Origin of the sequence: Rivularia sp. UHCC 0363 (genome assembly GCF_034931125.1) — a bacterium.
In the GTDB taxonomy this organism is placed as follows: Bacteria; Cyanobacteriota; Cyanobacteriia; order Cyanobacteriales; family Nostocaceae; genus Rivularia.
The window spans coordinates 15,382-32,134 of the sequence record NZ_JAYGHM010000016.1 but is presented as its reverse complement, the minus strand read 5'-3'; the positions used below and the strand labels follow the sequence as shown (position 1 = coordinate 32,134).

Annotated in this window: 16 protein-coding genes; 3 read left to right on the top strand and 13 right to left on the bottom strand. The window is 40.0% G+C overall.

From position 1 onward, the window contains the following. Nucleotides 1–101: 101 nt before the first annotated feature. The 6 genes from VB797_RS11350 to VB797_RS11325 all read right to left on the bottom strand — a co-directional run bounded on the left by VB797_RS11350 (nt 102) and on the right by VB797_RS11325 (nt 6,710). Nucleotides 102–2,078 carry an ATP-binding protein gene (locus VB797_RS11350; RefSeq protein ID WP_323237785.1) on the bottom strand — a complete coding sequence of 659 codons (1,977 nt, stop codon included), beginning with the start codon at nt 2,076–2,078 and terminating at the stop codon, nt 102–104. A gap of 53 nt (nt 2,079–2,131) precedes the next feature. Next, the gene (locus tag VB797_RS11345; protein WP_323237784.1) at nt 2,132–2,368 is read right to left on the bottom strand and encodes a DUF1816 domain-containing protein; all 237 of its coding nucleotides are present in this window, start codon (nt 2,366–2,368) and stop codon (nt 2,132–2,134) included. A 299-nt stretch (nt 2,369–2,667) separates the two neighbouring features. Next, entirely contained in the window at nt 2,668–3,390 is a 723-nt protein-coding gene (locus VB797_RS11340) for a Crp/Fnr family transcriptional regulator (RefSeq protein WP_323237783.1), read from the bottom strand. 736 nt (nt 3,391–4,126) lie between these two features. Next, nucleotides 4,127–4,828: a Crp/Fnr family transcriptional regulator gene (locus VB797_RS11335; RefSeq protein ID WP_323237782.1), complete on the bottom strand. Its 702-nt coding sequence runs from the start codon at nt 4,826–4,828 to the stop codon at nt 4,127–4,129. 360 nt (nt 4,829–5,188) lie between these two features. After that, the gene (locus tag VB797_RS11330) at nt 5,189–5,629 is read right to left on the bottom strand and encodes a low molecular weight phosphatase family protein (RefSeq protein WP_323237781.1); all 441 of its coding nucleotides are present in this window, start codon (nt 5,627–5,629) and stop codon (nt 5,189–5,191) included. Between the two features lie 172 nt (nt 5,630–5,801). Continuing rightward, nucleotides 5,802–6,710, bottom strand: coding sequence for a tetratricopeptide repeat protein (locus tag VB797_RS11325; RefSeq protein ID WP_323237780.1), 909 nt, complete (start codon nt 6,708–6,710; stop codon nt 5,802–5,804). Nucleotides 6,711–7,356: 646 nt separating this feature from the next. Between VB797_RS11325 and VB797_RS11320 the strand changes: the two genes are divergently transcribed. After that, nucleotides 7,357–7,482, top strand: a complete 126-nt coding sequence (locus tag VB797_RS11320) for a hypothetical protein (RefSeq protein WP_323237779.1) — start codon at nt 7,357–7,359, stop codon at nt 7,480–7,482. Here the strand turns inward: VB797_RS11320 and VB797_RS11315 are convergent. After that, nucleotides 7,479–9,122, bottom strand: coding sequence for an acetolactate synthase large subunit (locus VB797_RS11315; RefSeq protein WP_323237778.1), 1,644 nt, complete (start codon nt 9,120–9,122; stop codon nt 7,479–7,481). The genes VB797_RS11320 and VB797_RS11315 overlap by 4 nt on opposite strands. 182 nt (nt 9,123–9,304) lie before the next feature. Further along, nucleotides 9,305–10,672 (bottom strand): NAD-dependent succinate-semialdehyde dehydrogenase, encoded by a 1,368-nt coding sequence (locus tag VB797_RS11310; RefSeq protein WP_323237777.1) that lies wholly within the window; start codon nt 10,670–10,672, stop codon nt 9,305–9,307. Nucleotides 10,673–11,338: 666 nt separating this feature from the next. On the opposite strand from VB797_RS11310, the gene VB797_RS11305 reads away from it, so the two are divergent. Then, on the top strand, nt 11,339–12,121 hold the full coding sequence (locus tag VB797_RS11305) for a CsgG/HfaB family protein (protein ID WP_323237776.1): 783 nt from the start codon (nt 11,339–11,341) through the stop codon (nt 12,119–12,121). Between the two features lie 334 nt (nt 12,122–12,455). Here the strand turns inward: VB797_RS11305 and VB797_RS11300 are convergent, their stop codons facing one another. From VB797_RS11300 to psbH, 4 genes are all read right to left on the bottom strand, one after another. Then, nucleotides 12,456–12,674, bottom strand: a complete 219-nt coding sequence (locus VB797_RS11300; RefSeq protein WP_323237775.1) for a type II toxin-antitoxin system HicB family antitoxin — start codon at nt 12,672–12,674, stop codon at nt 12,456–12,458. A 374-nt stretch (nt 12,675–13,048) separates the two neighbouring features. Further along, on the bottom strand, nt 13,049–13,696 hold the full coding sequence (gene pth / locus VB797_RS11295; RefSeq protein WP_323237774.1) for an aminoacyl-tRNA hydrolase: 648 nt from the start codon (nt 13,694–13,696) through the stop codon (nt 13,049–13,051). Between the two features lie 233 nt (nt 13,697–13,929). Continuing rightward, nucleotides 13,930–14,181 (bottom strand): TatA/E family twin arginine-targeting protein translocase, encoded by a 252-nt coding sequence (locus tag VB797_RS11290; protein ID WP_323237773.1) that lies wholly within the window; start codon nt 14,179–14,181, stop codon nt 13,930–13,932. Nucleotides 14,182–14,327: 146 nt separating this feature from the next. Further along, on the bottom strand, nt 14,328–14,531 hold the full coding sequence (gene psbH / locus VB797_RS11285) for a photosystem II reaction center phosphoprotein PsbH (protein WP_323237772.1): 204 nt from the start codon (nt 14,529–14,531) through the stop codon (nt 14,328–14,330). Between the two features lie 84 nt (nt 14,532–14,615). Between psbH and psbN the strand changes: the two genes are divergently transcribed. Beyond that, nucleotides 14,616–14,747, top strand: a complete 132-nt coding sequence (psbN, locus tag VB797_RS11280) for a photosystem II reaction center protein PsbN (protein ID WP_193923343.1) — start codon at nt 14,616–14,618, stop codon at nt 14,745–14,747. Nucleotides 14,748–14,919: 172 nt separating this feature from the next. Here psbN and VB797_RS11275 read toward each other — a convergent pair. Further along, nucleotides 14,920–16,753, bottom strand: a 1,834-nt coding sequence (locus VB797_RS11275; RefSeq protein WP_323237771.1) for an alpha-mannosidase, incomplete at its 5' end; no start/stop codon positions are given.

The window sequence follows — 16,753 nt, the reverse complement described above, 5'->3', positions numbered from 1 at the left end:
CGTGGGCTAATTAACGGATTTATCCGTGGTAATGACTCTACCGAAGCCCCTAAATTTAATTTATGGGGCATTAATTACGAATTACGAATTACGAATTATACTCACTCCTCTTCTCCATGTATTACTTGGTGAACAGTTTGTAATAATCTTTCTGTGGTGTAGGGCTTTGGTAAAAATGCTTGAACGCCGTTTTCTATCGCTATAACTCTCTGACTGACACAATTAAATCCGCTTAGGGCAATAGTTTGAATTTGCGGGTTCATTTTTCGCAACATATAGATTGCATTTTCACTATTGATTAATGGCATTGTTATGTCCATCAATACGGTCTTTATTTCATGCTTGTGTTGAGCATAAAGGGCGATCGCCTCAAATCCATCGGTGGCAACTAGCGCTCGATAACCATATGTTTCTAAGGTGGTTTTAGTAATATTGCAAATGGTGGGTTCGTCATCGACAATCAGAATTAGTTCCCCATTCCCAGTAGGTAGCGTTTCTCTTAACGCTTGAATATCTGGTTGCTGCAAAGCCGGAAGGTAAATTTTGAATATAGTTTCTTCTTGTGGTTTGCTGTATACATGAATAAAACCACCGTGGTTTTTGACAATGGTTTTAACGGTTGAAAGCCCTAACCCCGTACCGCCATCTAATTTTGTTGTAAAAAATGGTTCAAAAATTTGGTCTAATATTTCCGGATGAATACCGTTGCCCACATCTAGAACGGTAATTTCAATATAGGCTCCAGTTTTGGCATCAGGGCAAATCCGAACATAGTTTTCATCGAGAAAGAGATTATCAACCGATATACTCAGCGCTCCCCCTTTTGGCATTGCATCCCGTGCATTAATGCAAAGGTTCATTACAACCTGATGTAGTTGCGTGACATCTCCTCTTATTAGCCACAAATTTGGCGGTATATGTGTATGTATTTGAATCGATTCAGGAAAGCTACTTTGAGCAAAATCTTTAACTTCCGAAATTAGCTTTCCGACCTGTATTTCCGTGCGCTTTCCTCGGACAGGCCGCGAGTATGACAGCACCTGTTCTACTAGTTTGGCACCGTTTTTTACATTAGTTTCGAGTATATCCAGTAACTTGTGTGTCTTCACATCAGCATTTCTGTAGCTATGCTTTAAAAGATGAGCTATTCCTAGAACTGGTGTCAAGATATTGTTAATGTCGTGGACAATACCGCTAGCAAGCATTGCAATACTTTCGAGACGTTGGAGGTGAAAAACTTGGGCTTCTAGCTGCTTTTTTTCGGTGATATCCCGACCTTCAAGCCGCAGCATTACGACTTTTCCGATTTCATTTCTAAAGGGCTTAAGAGAAAAGTCGATGGTTCTCTCACTTTTGTCATTTCCTAACAATTCCATTTCGCAGCGAACAGATTCACCTTTTAGAGCTTGTAAAACTATGTCCTTGAGTTGTGCTTGAGTTTTATCTCCAGATTTCCACCAGTCCATTTTCCACAGGTATTTACCCGCAATATCAAGCAGCCTCAAATTGGCAAAGTCTAAAAGAGCTTGATTTGCTTCAATGAACTGACCATTTGGCTGCAATAAAGCCATAAACTCTGAAGATTCATCGAAGACAGCGCGAAATTTCTGACTGTTCCATTCAGATTGTCCCGTGTCAAGCGTCGGAAAATTCGGGGTGACATGAAAACCAACGCTGATAACATACTCAACACGAGTAGAACTATCGGTTAAAGCTGTATTAAACCAAGAAATTAAATAAGAATTCCCGTTTTTATCTACCAGGTAGTTGTCGTTTTTAACCGGATATTTGCCCGACAAAACTTGTTGAAAAACAGCTTGGCTCATTTCTACTTGTTCTGGAATCATACATAAATCCCAGACAAATTTACCTTTGACTTGATCGAGAGTAGAGCCAACTATGCTTTCGCAAGCTTGATTAAAGCAAACTATTTGCCCCAATCGGTCTTGCACAATCACTAAAACACTAGGATGATTTGTTATCGCTTCGCCAAATTTATGATTTACTGCAAAGGAGTCAATAAGCGATAGACTTTGGTCTTTTTCCCGGAATAACTTTTTGTTTTGTTGGTTCAACATGGTTTTTACAGCTAATTTTGTTGAGCGATGATTTAACAGATATCACCTTGAACCTATATTGTTTGAAGATATTCTTCTTTGCATAAAGTTAGAAAGTTTGGTAGGCAATATCTAGTTTCAACATAAATTTCCTGGGGTTTTTCTGCAACTAAATCTTCAATATAATCACTTTGATAAAGTTGAGCTTCGCAAGTGCTATCAAAAGGACCGAAGTAATAAGTACATGAGGGCTGTTCGGTTTTTATTACTACCCACCATGCTAGTTCTAAAGTATTTTGAAAAGATTCCATATCACCTTTTTTTTGAAGTGGTAATAATTAATTTGTCGCTCGTTCTGGGTAGTAATACCTTTTTTCCAATAGCAAGTATATGGAGCGAGGTTTTTAAATTTTGCAAAATAATCGAGAAGCCCGCTTTTTTTATGTTTAAATTTATGTTCTTTTTAGACGATCGCCTGATAATTCCGTACAGAATATATTTCAAACAGGGAACACAAACCAATATATTAAAAACAATAGATTTGTTTGCCGACTCCTGTCTATACGCTAACGGATACATAAAGCGACAAAAAAAGCAACTTTAGTATTATCTAATTCTGAAATACACCAAGTAAGCGCGAGTAGTCCTCTTTAATTATCTTGTAGCACTCGCAAGCAGTTGTTTCTAAAGCATGGCGATCGCAGATTGTAATATGACCGCGAACGTAGTGAATTGTGCCGCGCTCTTGAAGAATGCCAGCTGCTACAGACACACCAGCACGACGGACTCCTAGCATATAGGAGATAAATTCCTGAGTCAGCGCTATATCCTCTTGCTGCATGGAGTCTTGGACGGAAAGCAGCCACCGAGCAAGTCGTTGCTCAATCGCGTGGTGGCTATTGCAGGCAACATTTAGCGAAATCTGAGTAAATATGGCTTGAGTGTAGAGTAGTAATAGTTTTGTTAGTTCACCGTGCTTGCTGCACTCGTTTTTAAATACACCCGCATCTAAGGCGATCGCATTACCGCTAACTTGCGCTTGAATGGTGCTAACGGAGGAATTTCCTCCCCAAAAAACGGGAAGACCAACCATTCCTTCATTACCCACTAAGGCGACTTCGGTTGTCAAGCCGTTCTCCATTATATAAACGTCAGAAATCATTGCACTCACCGGAAAGTAAATGAATTGTATCGGTTCTTCCGCTTCGTAAAGAATTTGACCGGAGAGTAAAGACACTTGTTTTAGATTAGGAGCAAGCCGCTGGTATTGCGATTCTGATAAAGCGGCTAACAGTTTGTTCTTCTGTGTGTATTCACGATTTAATTCGGACATCTATATGTTTTCCTTATTACAAGTAAATACTGGCTACACAAAAAAAATCTCAATTTTAAGCAAACATTCTGTATTTGCTGTTCTATTTCTTTATGATTGAACTAAATAATTATGTGTATTCTCGCTCCCACTATGAACGTGGGTAAATTTGCCGCTTTAGGTAAAATTTGTCTTCTATAAATGCAAAACCTCAAAAAACATTTAATTCGCTTTCAACAGCAAAAGGTTAAACACAACAAAAATATTTATTTATCCTATATTTATATATTATATCTGTATGTACTTTAACGTGCATACACGCCATTTTTTAATTAATAATTATTGTCCTATTTATAAATTGCTATAAAAAATATGATTTTATTTATAAACTTAGAATGCTTGCTATATAGGCATCTTTGACAAATAATCTTCTAATATTTCCGCTAAAATTATGTTTTTATGGAGAATTAAATAATAATTAATATTTGTTATAAAAAAAGTGAGTCTTAGCTATCTTAAATGTGAAGATTAAAATCAGAATATTTAAATTAAAAAAAAGTTTTTTATTACATCTAGGACTTACGCAACAACAACGGGAAATATAGTGTTCCAGAGAATTTTGATCCCCCCAACCCCCCTTGGGAAGGGGGGCTTGCGTAAGTCCTAACATCAATAAATAAATTAATGCGAAACTTGCCAAGTTTTGGTTCCTTGTGGCAAAATTCGCGTTGTATCCCAAATTTATCGATTCAAGAGTTTACCGGCTATCCAGTAAGCGAATCAACTCGTTTTTGATGATGTGGTAGCAAGAGCAAGAAGCTGACTCTAAGGCAATTCGATCAAGAATTTCAATCCGACCGCGACTGTAACGAATTAGTCCCATTTTTTGAAGAGCAGTAGATGCTTCCGAAACTCCAGCACGACGGACTCCCAGCATTTGAGAGATAAATTCCTGAGTTAGCACAAATTCGTCAAGCTGTATGCAGTCTTGGACGGACAGCAGCCAACGAGCGAGTTGCTTTTCTATAGTATGATTGGCTCTACATACGCCATTCTGCGAAACCTGAGTAAATAGTGATTGCGTGTAGATTAGCAATAAGTTTCGTAATGTTTTATTTTGAACGCACTCACTTCTAAGTACATCGGCAGCCAATTTCATGGTATTGCCTTTAATTTGCACTATGGCTGTGTTAATAGTAGAATCTCCTCCCCAAAAAACGGGAAGACCGACCATTCCTTCATTACCTACTAAAGCAACTTCGATTGTTAAACGTTCATCTAGACTCGAAGTAAAAGAAATCATTGCATTCAGGGGAAAATAAACAAATTCTATATTTTCTCCTGGTTTGTAGAGGATTTCGGCGGCAGCGAGCGAAATTTCTTCTAAATGAGGAGCTAGATGCTGATATTCTGAATCTGATAAAGCCGCAAGTAGTTGATTCTCTAATGTGTAATACATATTAGCTATCCTTGATTGAGTAGTTGGTTAAAAAACCGACTGCATCAGGATAGGATTTCAAATATAGCGATTTTTAGTTGAATAGAATACAAAATTGACCTCACCCCCTTCCCCTCTCCTTACTAAGGAGAGGGGTGCGGTCGGCGGGGTGAGGTTTCAAAGTGTATTAGACCCGAACGAAAACCGCTATATTAAGTTAAAATCTTAACCAAATGTTAAAAGGTTTTGAGTATACAAGTAAAGATAATTAACGGTTGATTACCGCTAATTTATTTTAATACTCATCTAAACAGTACACCTGACTTTAATCATCTGTCGGTACTGCACCGGACATATATAAATATAGAGAGAAAATGTTTTTCAATTATTAAGTCTTAAATTTTCAATTAATTCTCGTACATTTTTCTCCAATTCCCCCAAAGCTTCTTGAGGAGAAGTTTTATCAATATCGTGGATCAACCAATATTGAATATTATCTATCCACGGAAGAAAACGCTGCTGCATTAAAGGACGATGTTCCGATTCATCAACGGCAATTATTAAATCAAATTGCTGGAAATCTTGTTCAATTGCAGATTGAGGAAAACGTTCTTCTACTAATAGATTAATTCCGCGTTCTTTGAGAGCCGCAACCGCATAATGGGAAATTGCCCCAACATTATTAGTACCGCGTTCGAGTGCTAAACCACGGGAATCAGCTTGCCAATCTAGACCTTTTTGAGTAGCTAAATCATTAAATAATTTTTCAGCAAAACGACTGCGGTAATAGTTACCCGTACACAGGAATAATACTTTTTTCATATTTAATAAAAGGGAATAGGGAGTTTTTAAATTTTGGATAGACGCTTTCGCGTCAATGGATTTTAGATTTTAGATTTTAAATTTTAGATTGTCCTCTCATAAGAAGCCGAAAGAAGGTTTTTTATAACTCCTAACTCCTAACTCCTAACTCCTAATTTCTAACTCCTAACTCCTAACTTTTATTCCCTTTTTCTAGATAAGCTGCTGCCAGATTAGTTTGAGTCATTTTCCATTCATCAGGATATGCTTGTTTGGTATGAACTTGCAATGCAGTTTCGTAATGATGAATAGCTTTGTTAAGATTTTCCGTCTTATCTGACTCAACTCTATTACTGTAAGCACTACCTAAATTATTATGAATCATTGCCCATTCGTAGGGATATGTTTCGCGGGTGTGAACTTGTAATGCAGATTGATAGCAATCAATTGCCTTTTCGACATTCTCGGCTTTTTTCCCGTTAATGCGATCGCCATAAGCATTTCCTAAATTATATTGAGTTGCTGCCCATTGTTCGGGATAATTGGCAGAAGTAAATACAGAACTTATGGTTTCATAACCCGCGATCGCAATTTCTAGATTATTGACACGCTTACCTAAAGGGAATTCATGCATCAAGCTACTGAAAATACCAATAGTTGCAGCGATGTCTTCTGCTTGTTCGGAACTCGACTGAGAAATGGCATCTACTACCCAATTTCGCAAAACTTCAGCGAATTTATCATCGAGCAACTCAATATTATTGTGCAGCAAAGGATACACGACTTCCGGGTTGCCTTCGGTTTCTTCGGTAGCTAATAACGCTTGAATTAATAAGTCAGCTTGATTTTTTACACTCGAATTTGTTATTGGTAATCCCAGAGCATCACCTAACTGAGTTGCAACGGTAGTCAAAAAATCAGCAGTATCTTGATTCCCTTCCTCAGAAAAGCCCTGAGCTACTTGCATCATTGTTTCTACTAACCCAGCATCAACATATTCGGGGTCAGCATCTAAATTTTTCGGTTCTGCTTGTTCGCTGCTCGCGGTTATAAGTAGCTGATTTATAATATCGAAATAAATCTGGAGACGCTTTTCATCCATTGGATATAATAACCTTTTTTCGCTACATTCTTAGAAAACTATTTGTAGAGGTTATTTTCAAGAGTGAATAAATACATTTTGGCGTAATTGTTAATAGAATCTTATAGGGTGCGCTACAAACGTACTAGCTTTATTTTTTTGTTCCCAGGCTGTGTCTGGGAACCCTTGTCGAGAGGCTCTGCCTAGGCTGTTGATTTTGATAGAATTTATAACTGGTTAACTGGTTCCCAGGCTGAGCCTGGGAACCCATGACAGTCGGCTCTGCCGACCGTCAAAAGCCAACAAAAAAACTGTATGAACTTTTAGTGCAAAAAAAAGCACAGAGTCAACAGCCTAGGCAGAGCCTCTTAATATACTTGAGGCAGAGCCTCACATACAGGAGTTCCCAGTCGGAGACTGGGAACTAGTTACTAGTTAATAACTGGTTCCCAGGCTGAGCCTGGGAACCCATGACAGTCGGCTCTGCCGACCGTCAAAATTCAACAAAAAAACTGTATGAACTTTTAGTGCAAAAAAAAGCACAGAGTCAACAGCCTAGGCAGAGCCTCTTAATATACTTGAGGCAGAGCCTCACATACAGGAGTTCCCAGTCGGAGACTGGGAACTAGTTACTAGTTAAGACGTACAGCTAGATTTTTACAGATTGATGACGTTCTGCTTGCAGCAGCGCGATCGCCAGCAATCAAAAGTTGCGATCGCCATACTTAATAAAGACGTAGCAATGCTACGTCTCTACATTGTTTGCGGTAGTATTTCTAATTTCTACGATTAAACCGCACAGTTTAAATCTCCGGCTTTTTTGGTAAACTGCATATTTTCTCGATAATCGACGGGACAATCAATTACCGTTGGAACGTCTTGCGCTAGGGCTTCTTTAAGAATAGGAATGAAATCAGTAGCAGATTCGACTCGATAACCTTTCAATCCCATACTTTCGGCAAATTTAACAAAGTCGGGATTGCCAAATTTGATAAAAGATGCTTTACCTTCACCAAATTGATTTTCCTGTTTCCACTCGATCAACCCGTAGCCACCATCATTAAAAACCAGCGTCACAAATGGTGTACCAACTCGCAAAGCTGTTTCTAATTCTTGACAGTTCATCATAAAACCACCGTCACCGCTAACGGCTACAACTTTACGGTTGGGATGAACTAATTTCGCTGCTAAAGCTCCAGGAATAGCAATTCCCATTGCCGCGAAACCATTAGAAATAATACAGGTATTTGGACTATGACAATGATAGTGACGGGCAACCCACATTTTATGTGCGCCGACATCGGATATTACAATATCTTCGGGCCCCATCACCTGCCGTAAGTCGTAAATTAGCTTTTGCGGTTTAATGGGAAATCCTTCGTCTTTAGCGTGAAATTCGTAATCGGCACGAATATTTTCTCTAAGTTTAATTGCGTAAGGTTGGGCTTTATCGTGTCGATTTGCTACCTTCAAAATTTCATTTAAAGAATCACTTATATCGCCGACTACTTCCACTTCCGGAATATAGCTGCTATCGATTTCTGCTAACTTTGAACCAATATGAATAATCGGAATATTACCATCAGGATTCCATTTTTTGGGCGAAAATTCAATTAAATCGTAGCCAATTGCAATTACTAGATCGGTATTATCAAAACCGCAAATACTAAAATCTCGTTGCTGCAATCCTACTGTCCACAAAGCCAAAGGATGAGTATAAGGAATTATGCCTTTACCCATAAAAGTATTGGCAGCCGGAATATTTAAGTCGGTAGCAAATTGAGTTACCGCATCGCTAGCTTTTGCCCGAATTGCTCCATTTCCAACTAAAATTATCGGGTTGGTAGCTTGAGAAATTGCCGCAGCAGCAGCTCTAATAGTTCCAAAAGAAGCATAAGTTTTTTCTTCATTATCCTTACGTAAAGGCTTACCTTCTACGGACATTGCGGCAATATTTTCTGGTAAGTCAATATGTACTGCACCCGGCTTTTCTCTTTGCGCTCGTTTGAAAGCTTTGCGGACAACTTCTGGGGTAATACTCGGACGAACAATTTGCTTATTCCACTTAGTAACTGGCGCAAACATTGCTACCAAATCTAAATATTGGTGAGATTCGATATGCATTCTATCGGTTCCCACCTGTCCGGTAATTGCTACCAATGGCGCACCATCCAAGTTTGCATCTGCCACCCCAGTCATTAAATTAGTGGCACCGGGACCAAGTGTAGAAAGACACACGCCAGCCTTACCAGTCAAACGTCCGTAGACATCCGCCATAAAAGCCGCACCTTGTTCGTGACGGGTAGTAATAAACTTAATTGAAGATTTCTTCAAAGCCTCCAAAACGTGTAAATTCTCTTCACCGGGGAGTCCAAATACATATTCCACCCCTTCATTTTCCAAGCATTTGACTAGTAGTTCTGCTGTATCCATTGTGATTCCCCTGCTTTAGATTTTAGATTTTAGATTTTGGATTATTCTCTTGAAAGAGCGTGAAGGTTTTGGATTTTAGATTTTAAATAATAGTTCTAAACTTTATAGATTTTAGATTATCCCTTGAACCATAAGCCAGAGGCTTATTTTTCAATCCAAAATCCAAAATCCAAAACCCAAAATTATTTCACCCACACAGTTTTAACATTGACAAACTCGTGTATGCCTTGAATACTTAATTCTCTTCCATAGCCGGATAGTTTGGTACCACCGAAGGGTAATCGGGGGTCGGATTTGACTAAACCGTTGATAAATACAGCCCCAGCCTCGATTTCGGAGATTAAGCGCTGTTGTTCTGCGGTGTCGGTTGTCCAAGCACTCGCACCCAAACCGAAGGGGGTGTTATTAGCAATATTTATCGCTTCGTCAATATCTTTGACCCGAAATAACATCGCTACCGGACCAAAAAATTCTTCTTTAGCTGTAGCAGAATCCGGGGAAATATCGGTCAGAATTGTTGGTGGATAATAATTACCTTTCATATTTATTAAAGGTTTTCCCCCCAGCAATACTTTCGCACCACTATTGAGAGAGTTTTGCACCTGGTCGTCTAATTCTTTAAGAATATCCGGAGTCGCTAGCGGACCTATATTAGTATCTTCCTGCATGGGGTCGCCGATTTTCAATGCTTGAAATTTTTCTAAAAGCAGTTTTTCAAACTCGTCAGCAACCGTTTCCGCAACAATAAAGCGTTTGGCTGCTATACAAGATTGACCGTTATTCAACATTCGTGCTGTAGTTCCGGTGACAGCTGCGGCTGCGATGTCAGCACTTGCTAACACGATAAACGGGTCGCTTCCTCCCAATTCCAAGACTGTTTTCTTGAGATGTTTTCCTGCTGCTGCTGCTAAAGATGCTCCCGCACCTTCACTTCCGGTTAAAGTGGCAGCCTTAACGCGATCGTCAGCGATTAAATTTGCTACCTTGTCCGAACCGATCAATAAACTTTGAAAAACGCCCTGGGGAAAACCGGCTCGCTGAATAATATTTTCAATAGCTAACGCGCACTGAGGCACATTAGAAGCGTGTTTGAGCAAACCGACATTACCAGCCATCAGCGCCGGAGCCACAAAGCGAAACACCTGCCAAAACGGGAAATTCCACGGCATCACCGCCAAAATTATTCCTAGAGGTTGGTATTTTACAAAACTTTTACTAGCATCGGTTTCTACTGAAACATCAGCTAAAAACTCAGCCGCTTTATCCGCATAATAACGACATACCGTAGCGCACTTTTCGACTTCAGAAACAGCACTGCGATAAGGCTTACCCATTTCCAAAGTCATGATCTTGGCAAAATCTGCCTTATCTGACTCTAAAATATCAGCAGCGAGGTGCATCCACTCAGCGCGTTGAGCAAAACTCGTGTTGCGATAATCTTGAAAAGCTTTGTGGGCTTTAGTTACTGCATTGGCAACTTCTGTATCACTCAAAGACTCAAAAGTCTTGAGAGTTTCTCCTGTTGCAGGATTGATCGTAGCGATCGCCATTTTTTCACCTCTCGATTAAATAGTGTGAGGTAACTTTATAGTCTTACATTAATTTTTTAAAAGCTACCACTTTTGGGATGAGATGATGGGGAGATGGGGGGATGGCGGGATGGGGAGATGGGGGGATGGGGAGATGGGGGGATGGGGGGATGGGGAGATAGGGAGATGGGGGGATGGGGAGATAAAAAGAATTTTAACCTTTGACCTTTGACCTTTAACCTTAATTACTCCTAACCTTTTTTACAATGACATAGGAATAATTTGCGTGTTAATCATGGCAGATATTCAAGTAGCAATTGAGGGTGAGGATTCGGTTGCAGCTACGGAGGCACTTTTATCTATTTCGGGAATTTCGGGAAGCTATACTACACCCGCAGAAAACTAAAGAGAGCTAACAGTTACGACTATTGCAACTATTGTAGGGATTATCGGGGGGACAATGGCGTAATGCCGAAGGCATCAAGCTTTGCTTGCTTATCGCCGAACAAGTCCGTAAGTGATATCTCGAATATAAGCAGCAGAAATAAAGTTAAAAAATGCACATTATCATCTACATAATTTTTGACAAATTATAGTGTTATCCTGTTTAAGTGGAAGGATGTATCTTATTAATCATTCTTTCTACGTAGTAAAAAATGTAGTATTCTTCTTCTAGAAATTATACCGATGAAAATCTCACATAATTTTCGCGCAATGGTTTTAAATGCTACTGCTACGCTCATGGCTTTGGGGTTAAGCATCAGCACTGGAAGCACAGTATTGGCACAATCCAAACCCACGATTTCAGTTCCAGAATTCAAAAATGAGTCAGCCTGGTGGTGGTGGCAGGGAAGCACTGCTAGAGATTTGGCATCTGCACTGAGTAATGAATTGAATGCGACAGGAAAGTTTACTGTAGTCGAGCGGCAAAAACTCGGAGCAGTTTTATCTGAACAGGAATTAGCCGAACTGGGGCTAGTCCGTCAAGGAACCGAAGCGAAGAAAGGGCAACTAACAGGGTCTCGGTACATTGTGTTGGGTCAAGTGACATCCTACGAAGAAGGAGTTGCCAAAAAAAACACCGGAGCTAGAATCGGCGGTATCAACGTTGGTGGCATTAGGATTGGAGGTGGCGGGGGTAAAAAGTCCGAGGACGCTTATATCGCCATCGATTTGCGAGTTGTTGATTCCACTACAGGCGAAGTAGTTTATACGAGAACCGTAGAGGGTCGCGCTACCTCAAAATCTGGAGGTGGTAATGTGGGAGTGAGCTTGGGTGGTGTGAACTTGGGCGGCGATCGCTCCGAGACAAAGCGTGTCCCTGTAGGGAAAGCGCTGCGTGCAGCTTTAATTGAAGCAACCGATTACTTGAGTTGTGTCATGGTTGAAAAAGGATCTTGTATCGCGAAGTTTGACGAGAAAGATCAAAAGCGTCGTGATAGCAACACAGATATACTGAAGTTAGACTAAAAATTGACATTCTTAGGTCGTGCATATACTGAGATTATTGGCTTACTAGAGAATCGAACCAAATAACCTATGTAGAGACGTTGCACTGCAACGTCTCATTAATTTTGCGAGATAACAAAATTTCTTCGGGAGATTGGGAGATGGGGAGATGGGGAGATTGGGAGATTGGGAGATGGGGAGATGGGGAGATTGGGAGATTGGGAGATTGGGAGATGGGGAGATAAAAAGAATTTTAACCTTTGACCTTAATTACTTCTAACCTTTTTTACAATGACATAGGAATAATTCGTAGGTGAATCATGGCAGATATTCAAGTAGCGGTTGAGGGTGACATTTATATCACAACTTCCCCAACGAAAGATTGAGATTCCTTCTTCTGATAAGGTTTACCATGCTTTTCTTGAACGTATAAATAACCTTTAATCGCATCTTTGATATTTTCCACCGCGTCATCCAAAGTCTTCCCTTGACTCACGCAACCGGGAAGTTCGGGAACTTCAGCAACATATCCTTGATATTCCGCATCGAATATGAAAATTACTTGAAATTTCACTACCAATCAACCTTTAATTAGCGAACGCATAGCATAAATATAACAATTCCATGTGAATTCTGAAACATAGGTGAGGCTTGACATCCTCCCCGGCGTAAATGCACGGGGATTCCAAGAATCACTTCTTAGACTTCCTCTTTCCGCGAGTTGACTTGCTTGAAGGAGTTACCTCACCCAAGTATTGGTAACATTTTTAATAATTTGGTACGTTACGAACTTCGGCTCTTATCACCCTACAATGCTTTCTTTGAACGTAAGTTTTATTAGCATCGGTTTCTACTAAAACGTCAGCTAGGAACTCAGCAGCTTTCTCCGCATAATAACGGCATACCGCAGCACACTTCCCCACTTCAGAAATGGCACTTTGAGAAGGTTTACCCTTTTTTAGAATCTAGTACATTCAAATTCTTTTTATTACAATCATTCATTGCTTTCTCAACACCTTTTTTCAAACACAATTCCACACATTCAACTACATAATCTAAAACAGAAGACATTAACTCATTTTCTTCCGGAGAAAACTTACCTAAAACATGGGAAATATTACCACCATTTTCGCTGTCTTCTAGCTTTTTTGGTCTACCAATACCAATACGTAAACGAGGAAAATCCTTGGAACCCAGATGAGAAATAGTGCTTTTCATGCCATTGTGTCCCCCAGCAGAACCAGACAAACGCAAGCGAACTCTTCCCACGGGTAAATCCATGTCATCATAAATAATCAATACCGATTCTGGCTTTAACTTGTACCAAGAAGCCACCGCACCTATTGATTCTCCCGAAAGATTCATGTAAGTTAAAGGCTTGAGCAAATGAACCTTTTTTCCTCCCGGTGCAGTAGTTTCAGCATACTCACCTTTGAACTTACGATTTTCGCTTAGAGATGCTTTCCAAGAACGCGATAAAACGTCTATTGCAGCAAAACCAATATTATGGCGCGTTTTATCGTACTTAGGTTCTGGATTTCCCAAACCAACAATTAGCTGGGGAATCAATAAAGTTTTTTTACTAGCAGCTTGCATAGAAATAATCAATTATTAATAACTATAAATTAAGTAGGTCGGCTTGAAAATCCTAATCATCACAAGGGAGTAGGGAGTAGGGAGCGAAGACAGCCAATTTACATTCTGCTACATAGTTGGTTTTATTTGTGCCGACTTACTTATAAAGGAGGATGAAGATTAATTTTCTATCATGTATCTTATGACGAAAGCAACAATTAGTAGTTGAAAAATCTCTCTTCATCCTTTAACACTCAAACTTCCTCTACCTTTTCTACTGCATTTATTTGCTTGCGTTCGAGTTCGGCTGTAGTCTTAACAGCTTCTTCTAATTGTGAAGCTTCTTTTTTAAATTCATCTTGAAACTCTTGGGAAGCATCTTGAAAACCGCGAATAGCTTTTCCCATACTACGACCGATTTCGGGTAACTTTTTCGGACCAAAAACCAGCAGAGCTACAGCCATAATTACAGCCATTTCCGGTAAACCGATACCAAATATATTCATTGCTTTTCTCCTATGAATTCAACAACCGTCCTTTAATCCACATCTGTAGTTTAGCGATTTATCGCTCAAGAGAATGCTCAAACATTGATTAACAAACAAAAAACCCGGTGATGCCGGGTTAAAATTTAATCTCAGAATATATTTACTTAGTTACCCAAGCTTCGCCAATCCACATTAATACCCTGAATAAGGATTGATTTGTTATAAAGTTGCAAAATAATCAACAGAAAAACAAAAAATAACAGCATGAAAACAGCCATCAATGGGGTAGTACCCCAGCCGGGAGCCACTTTCCCGTACTCAGCATTCAGGGGTCTGAGAATATCTCCCAAACGTGTTCTTTGTGCCATAGTCCAATTCCAGGTTAATTACCAAAACATTTTTTAATCATCTGTAATATTGTATAAGAATAGTACTCATAATATATACCCGATATGGAACCCGCAATAGTTCTTAGTATTTCTGTAGCCGCTGTCTTGATTACAGTTACGGTCATGTCCGTCTATACTTCCTTTGGTCCTCCGAGTAAAGAACTGGGAGACCCTTTTGAAGACCATGAGGATTAGGTAGGGGACAAGGTGATGGGGTGATGGGGAGATGGGGGGAGGGGGAGATGGGGAGATGGGGAGATGGGGAGATGGGGGGACAATTCGCAATTCGCAATTCGCAATTTCTCCCTTCGGGAGACGCTTCGCGAACGCAATTACCAATTACCCATTCCCAATTCGCAATTACCAATTACCAATTCCCTACTTTAAAGCTAGCGATTTTCCACGGTGCGATCGCAAGTTCTGAATTTACTAGAGGACGTTCTAATAAATCTACAGATTTTGTTACAGTTAAGCCGATGTCGCTGGTTAGTTGAAGTTCTGCTGTTTCTCCTTGACATTCGTAACAACGCATAATCCATTGTTGGGGATTATCTTCGGCTTGTTTAAATGCCATTAAGATTAAGTTTTGCGCTGATATATCGATAAAGCTGGCTTGGTCTTTTAATGTTTGAGTTGATGATGGTGTAGAAACTTTGGGATTACTTTTTTCACGAACGACTACTTTTAAAGGTTGATTGAATTCATATCCACGCTTGACTGTTTGGGCTTTCTCCCAAGTTCCTGCATGGGGATACAAGCCGTAGCTAAATTCATGAAAACCTTTGTCAGCTTCTGGATTCGGCCATTCTGGACTCCTCAATAAGCTCAAACGTAATTGATTTGGTTGAGCATCGTAACCGTATTTGCAATCGTTTAATAAACTTACACCGTAAGCAGAATTATTCTCGTTTTCTGGTTGTGTCAAATCAGCCCAACGTAATGCGGGAACTTCCCATTTAGCTTTTTCTGCTGGAGTTTGGGGTTTGGTTGTGCGTTGAATTGCACCGCAAGGAATTTCATAAGTAACGAAATCTGCTTCTAAGTTCAATGGAAAGGCTGCTTTTACTAAAACGTGACGTTCTAACCAGTTAACTTTGGTGGCAATTTTCAAGATTGGAGAAGCCGCTTGCAATATATAATCTTGAATAAACTCCGATTGTCCCAACTGTCGGACTACCCGCAAACGATTTTGCAATAATCCCTTTTCTTGCCACTCGATTGATTTTACTTTAAGTGGTGGTAAAATATGCTCTGCATAATTGGGGTCGATGTTCCATGCATCCCAATACTGACCTTGATCTGTAAATGCTTGCAGTTGATTTCCGCTGGCTGAAAGTATTTCTCGATGATTTAATTTGTCGAAAACGCTGCTTAAGTCTCCAGTTTCTTCGTCAACAACTACCCGTAGATATTCATTTTCTAGAATAAACTGTAGCGCTATAGTTTCCGGTTGATTTTGTGGTGGTGACTCTTGAGTGGGAGTAAGCCAAAATAATCGATAACCCACCGCAGGAATATCACTTGCTAAAAATAATAATTGTGCATCGGCATCAAGTTGAGAGATAATTTGATTACCCGAAGTATCGTAAATCTGCCATTGTTGAGTAGCCGCAGGTAAGGAAATAGAAACAACTTGCGATCGCAGCCAATTAAGAGAATTGAAAACAACTATGGGGAAACTATCAGGTTGTGGCGATTTTGGTAAATCAATTCGATTTACTAAAGTATCTAAAGACTGCTGTAATATCTTGGACGCAGTAGTTTCCATATATTGCCATTCGGGTAAAGCATCTTCATAGACTTCCGGAATCGAGGAACCTGGTAAAATATCGTGAAACTGATTAAATAAAAGTTTTTTCCAAGCCGCTTCAATTTCAGCTTTGGGATAATCTACACCACAGCTAATACAAGCTATTGCTGCAAACAATTCCGCTTCATACAGCAGATTTTCACCGCGACGATTGTAACGCTTTTGGTCGCCATGAGTAGTATAGCAGCCGCGATGGAATTCCAGATATAGTTCATCATTCCAATTTTGGATTTTAGATTTTGGATTTTGGATTGTTCCCCCCATCTCCCCATCTTCCAATCTCCCCATCTCCCCATCTCCCCATCTTCCCATCTCCCCATCTCCCAATCTCCCCATCTCCCCATCTCCCCATCTCCCCATCTCCCCATCTCCCCATCTCCCCATCTCCCCA

Bases quoted from the DNA above. Each gene is read 5' to 3' on its own strand.
- psbN (WP_193923343.1), top strand. From the start codon at position 14,616: ATGGAACCCGCAATAGTTCTTAGTATTTCTGTAGCCGCTGTCTTGATT.
- VB797_RS11325 (WP_323237780.1), bottom strand. From the start codon at position 6,710: ATGGATGAAAAGCGTCTCCAGATTTATTTCGATATTATAAATCAGCTA.
- VB797_RS11340 (WP_323237783.1), bottom strand. From the start codon at position 3,390: ATGTCCGAATTAAATCGTGAATACACACAGAAGAACAAACTGTTAGCC.
- VB797_RS11310 (WP_323237777.1), bottom strand. From the start codon at position 10,672: ATGGCGATCGCTACGATCAATCCTGCAACAGGAGAAACTCTCAAGACT.
- VB797_RS11350 (WP_323237785.1), bottom strand. From the start codon at position 2,078: ATGTTGAACCAACAAAACAAAAAGTTATTCCGGGAAAAAGACCAAAGT.
- VB797_RS11345 (WP_323237784.1), bottom strand. From the start codon at position 2,368: ATGGAATCTTTTCAAAATACTTTAGAACTAGCATGGTGGGTAGTAATA.
- VB797_RS11320 (WP_323237779.1), top strand. From the start codon at position 7,357: ATGACGTTCTGCTTGCAGCAGCGCGATCGCCAGCAATCAAAAGTTGCG.
- VB797_RS11305 (WP_323237776.1), top strand. From the start codon at position 11,339: ATGAAAATCTCACATAATTTTCGCGCAATGGTTTTAAATGCTACTGCT.
- VB797_RS11290 (WP_323237773.1), bottom strand. From the start codon at position 14,181: ATGAATATATTTGGTATCGGTTTACCGGAAATGGCTGTAATTATGGCT.
- VB797_RS11330 (WP_323237781.1), bottom strand. From the start codon at position 5,629: ATGAAAAAAGTATTATTCCTGTGTACGGGTAACTATTACCGCAGTCGT.
- pth (WP_323237774.1), bottom strand. From the start codon at position 13,696: ATGCAAGCTGCTAGTAAAAAAACTTTATTGATTCCCCAGCTAATTGTT.
- psbH (WP_323237772.1), bottom strand. From the start codon at position 14,531: ATGGCACAAAGAACACGTTTGGGAGATATTCTCAGACCCCTGAATGCT.
- VB797_RS11335 (WP_323237782.1), bottom strand. From the start codon at position 4,828: ATGTATTACACATTAGAGAATCAACTACTTGCGGCTTTATCAGATTCA.
- VB797_RS11315 (WP_323237778.1), bottom strand. From the start codon at position 9,122: ATGGATACAGCAGAACTACTAGTCAAATGCTTGGAAAATGAAGGGGTG.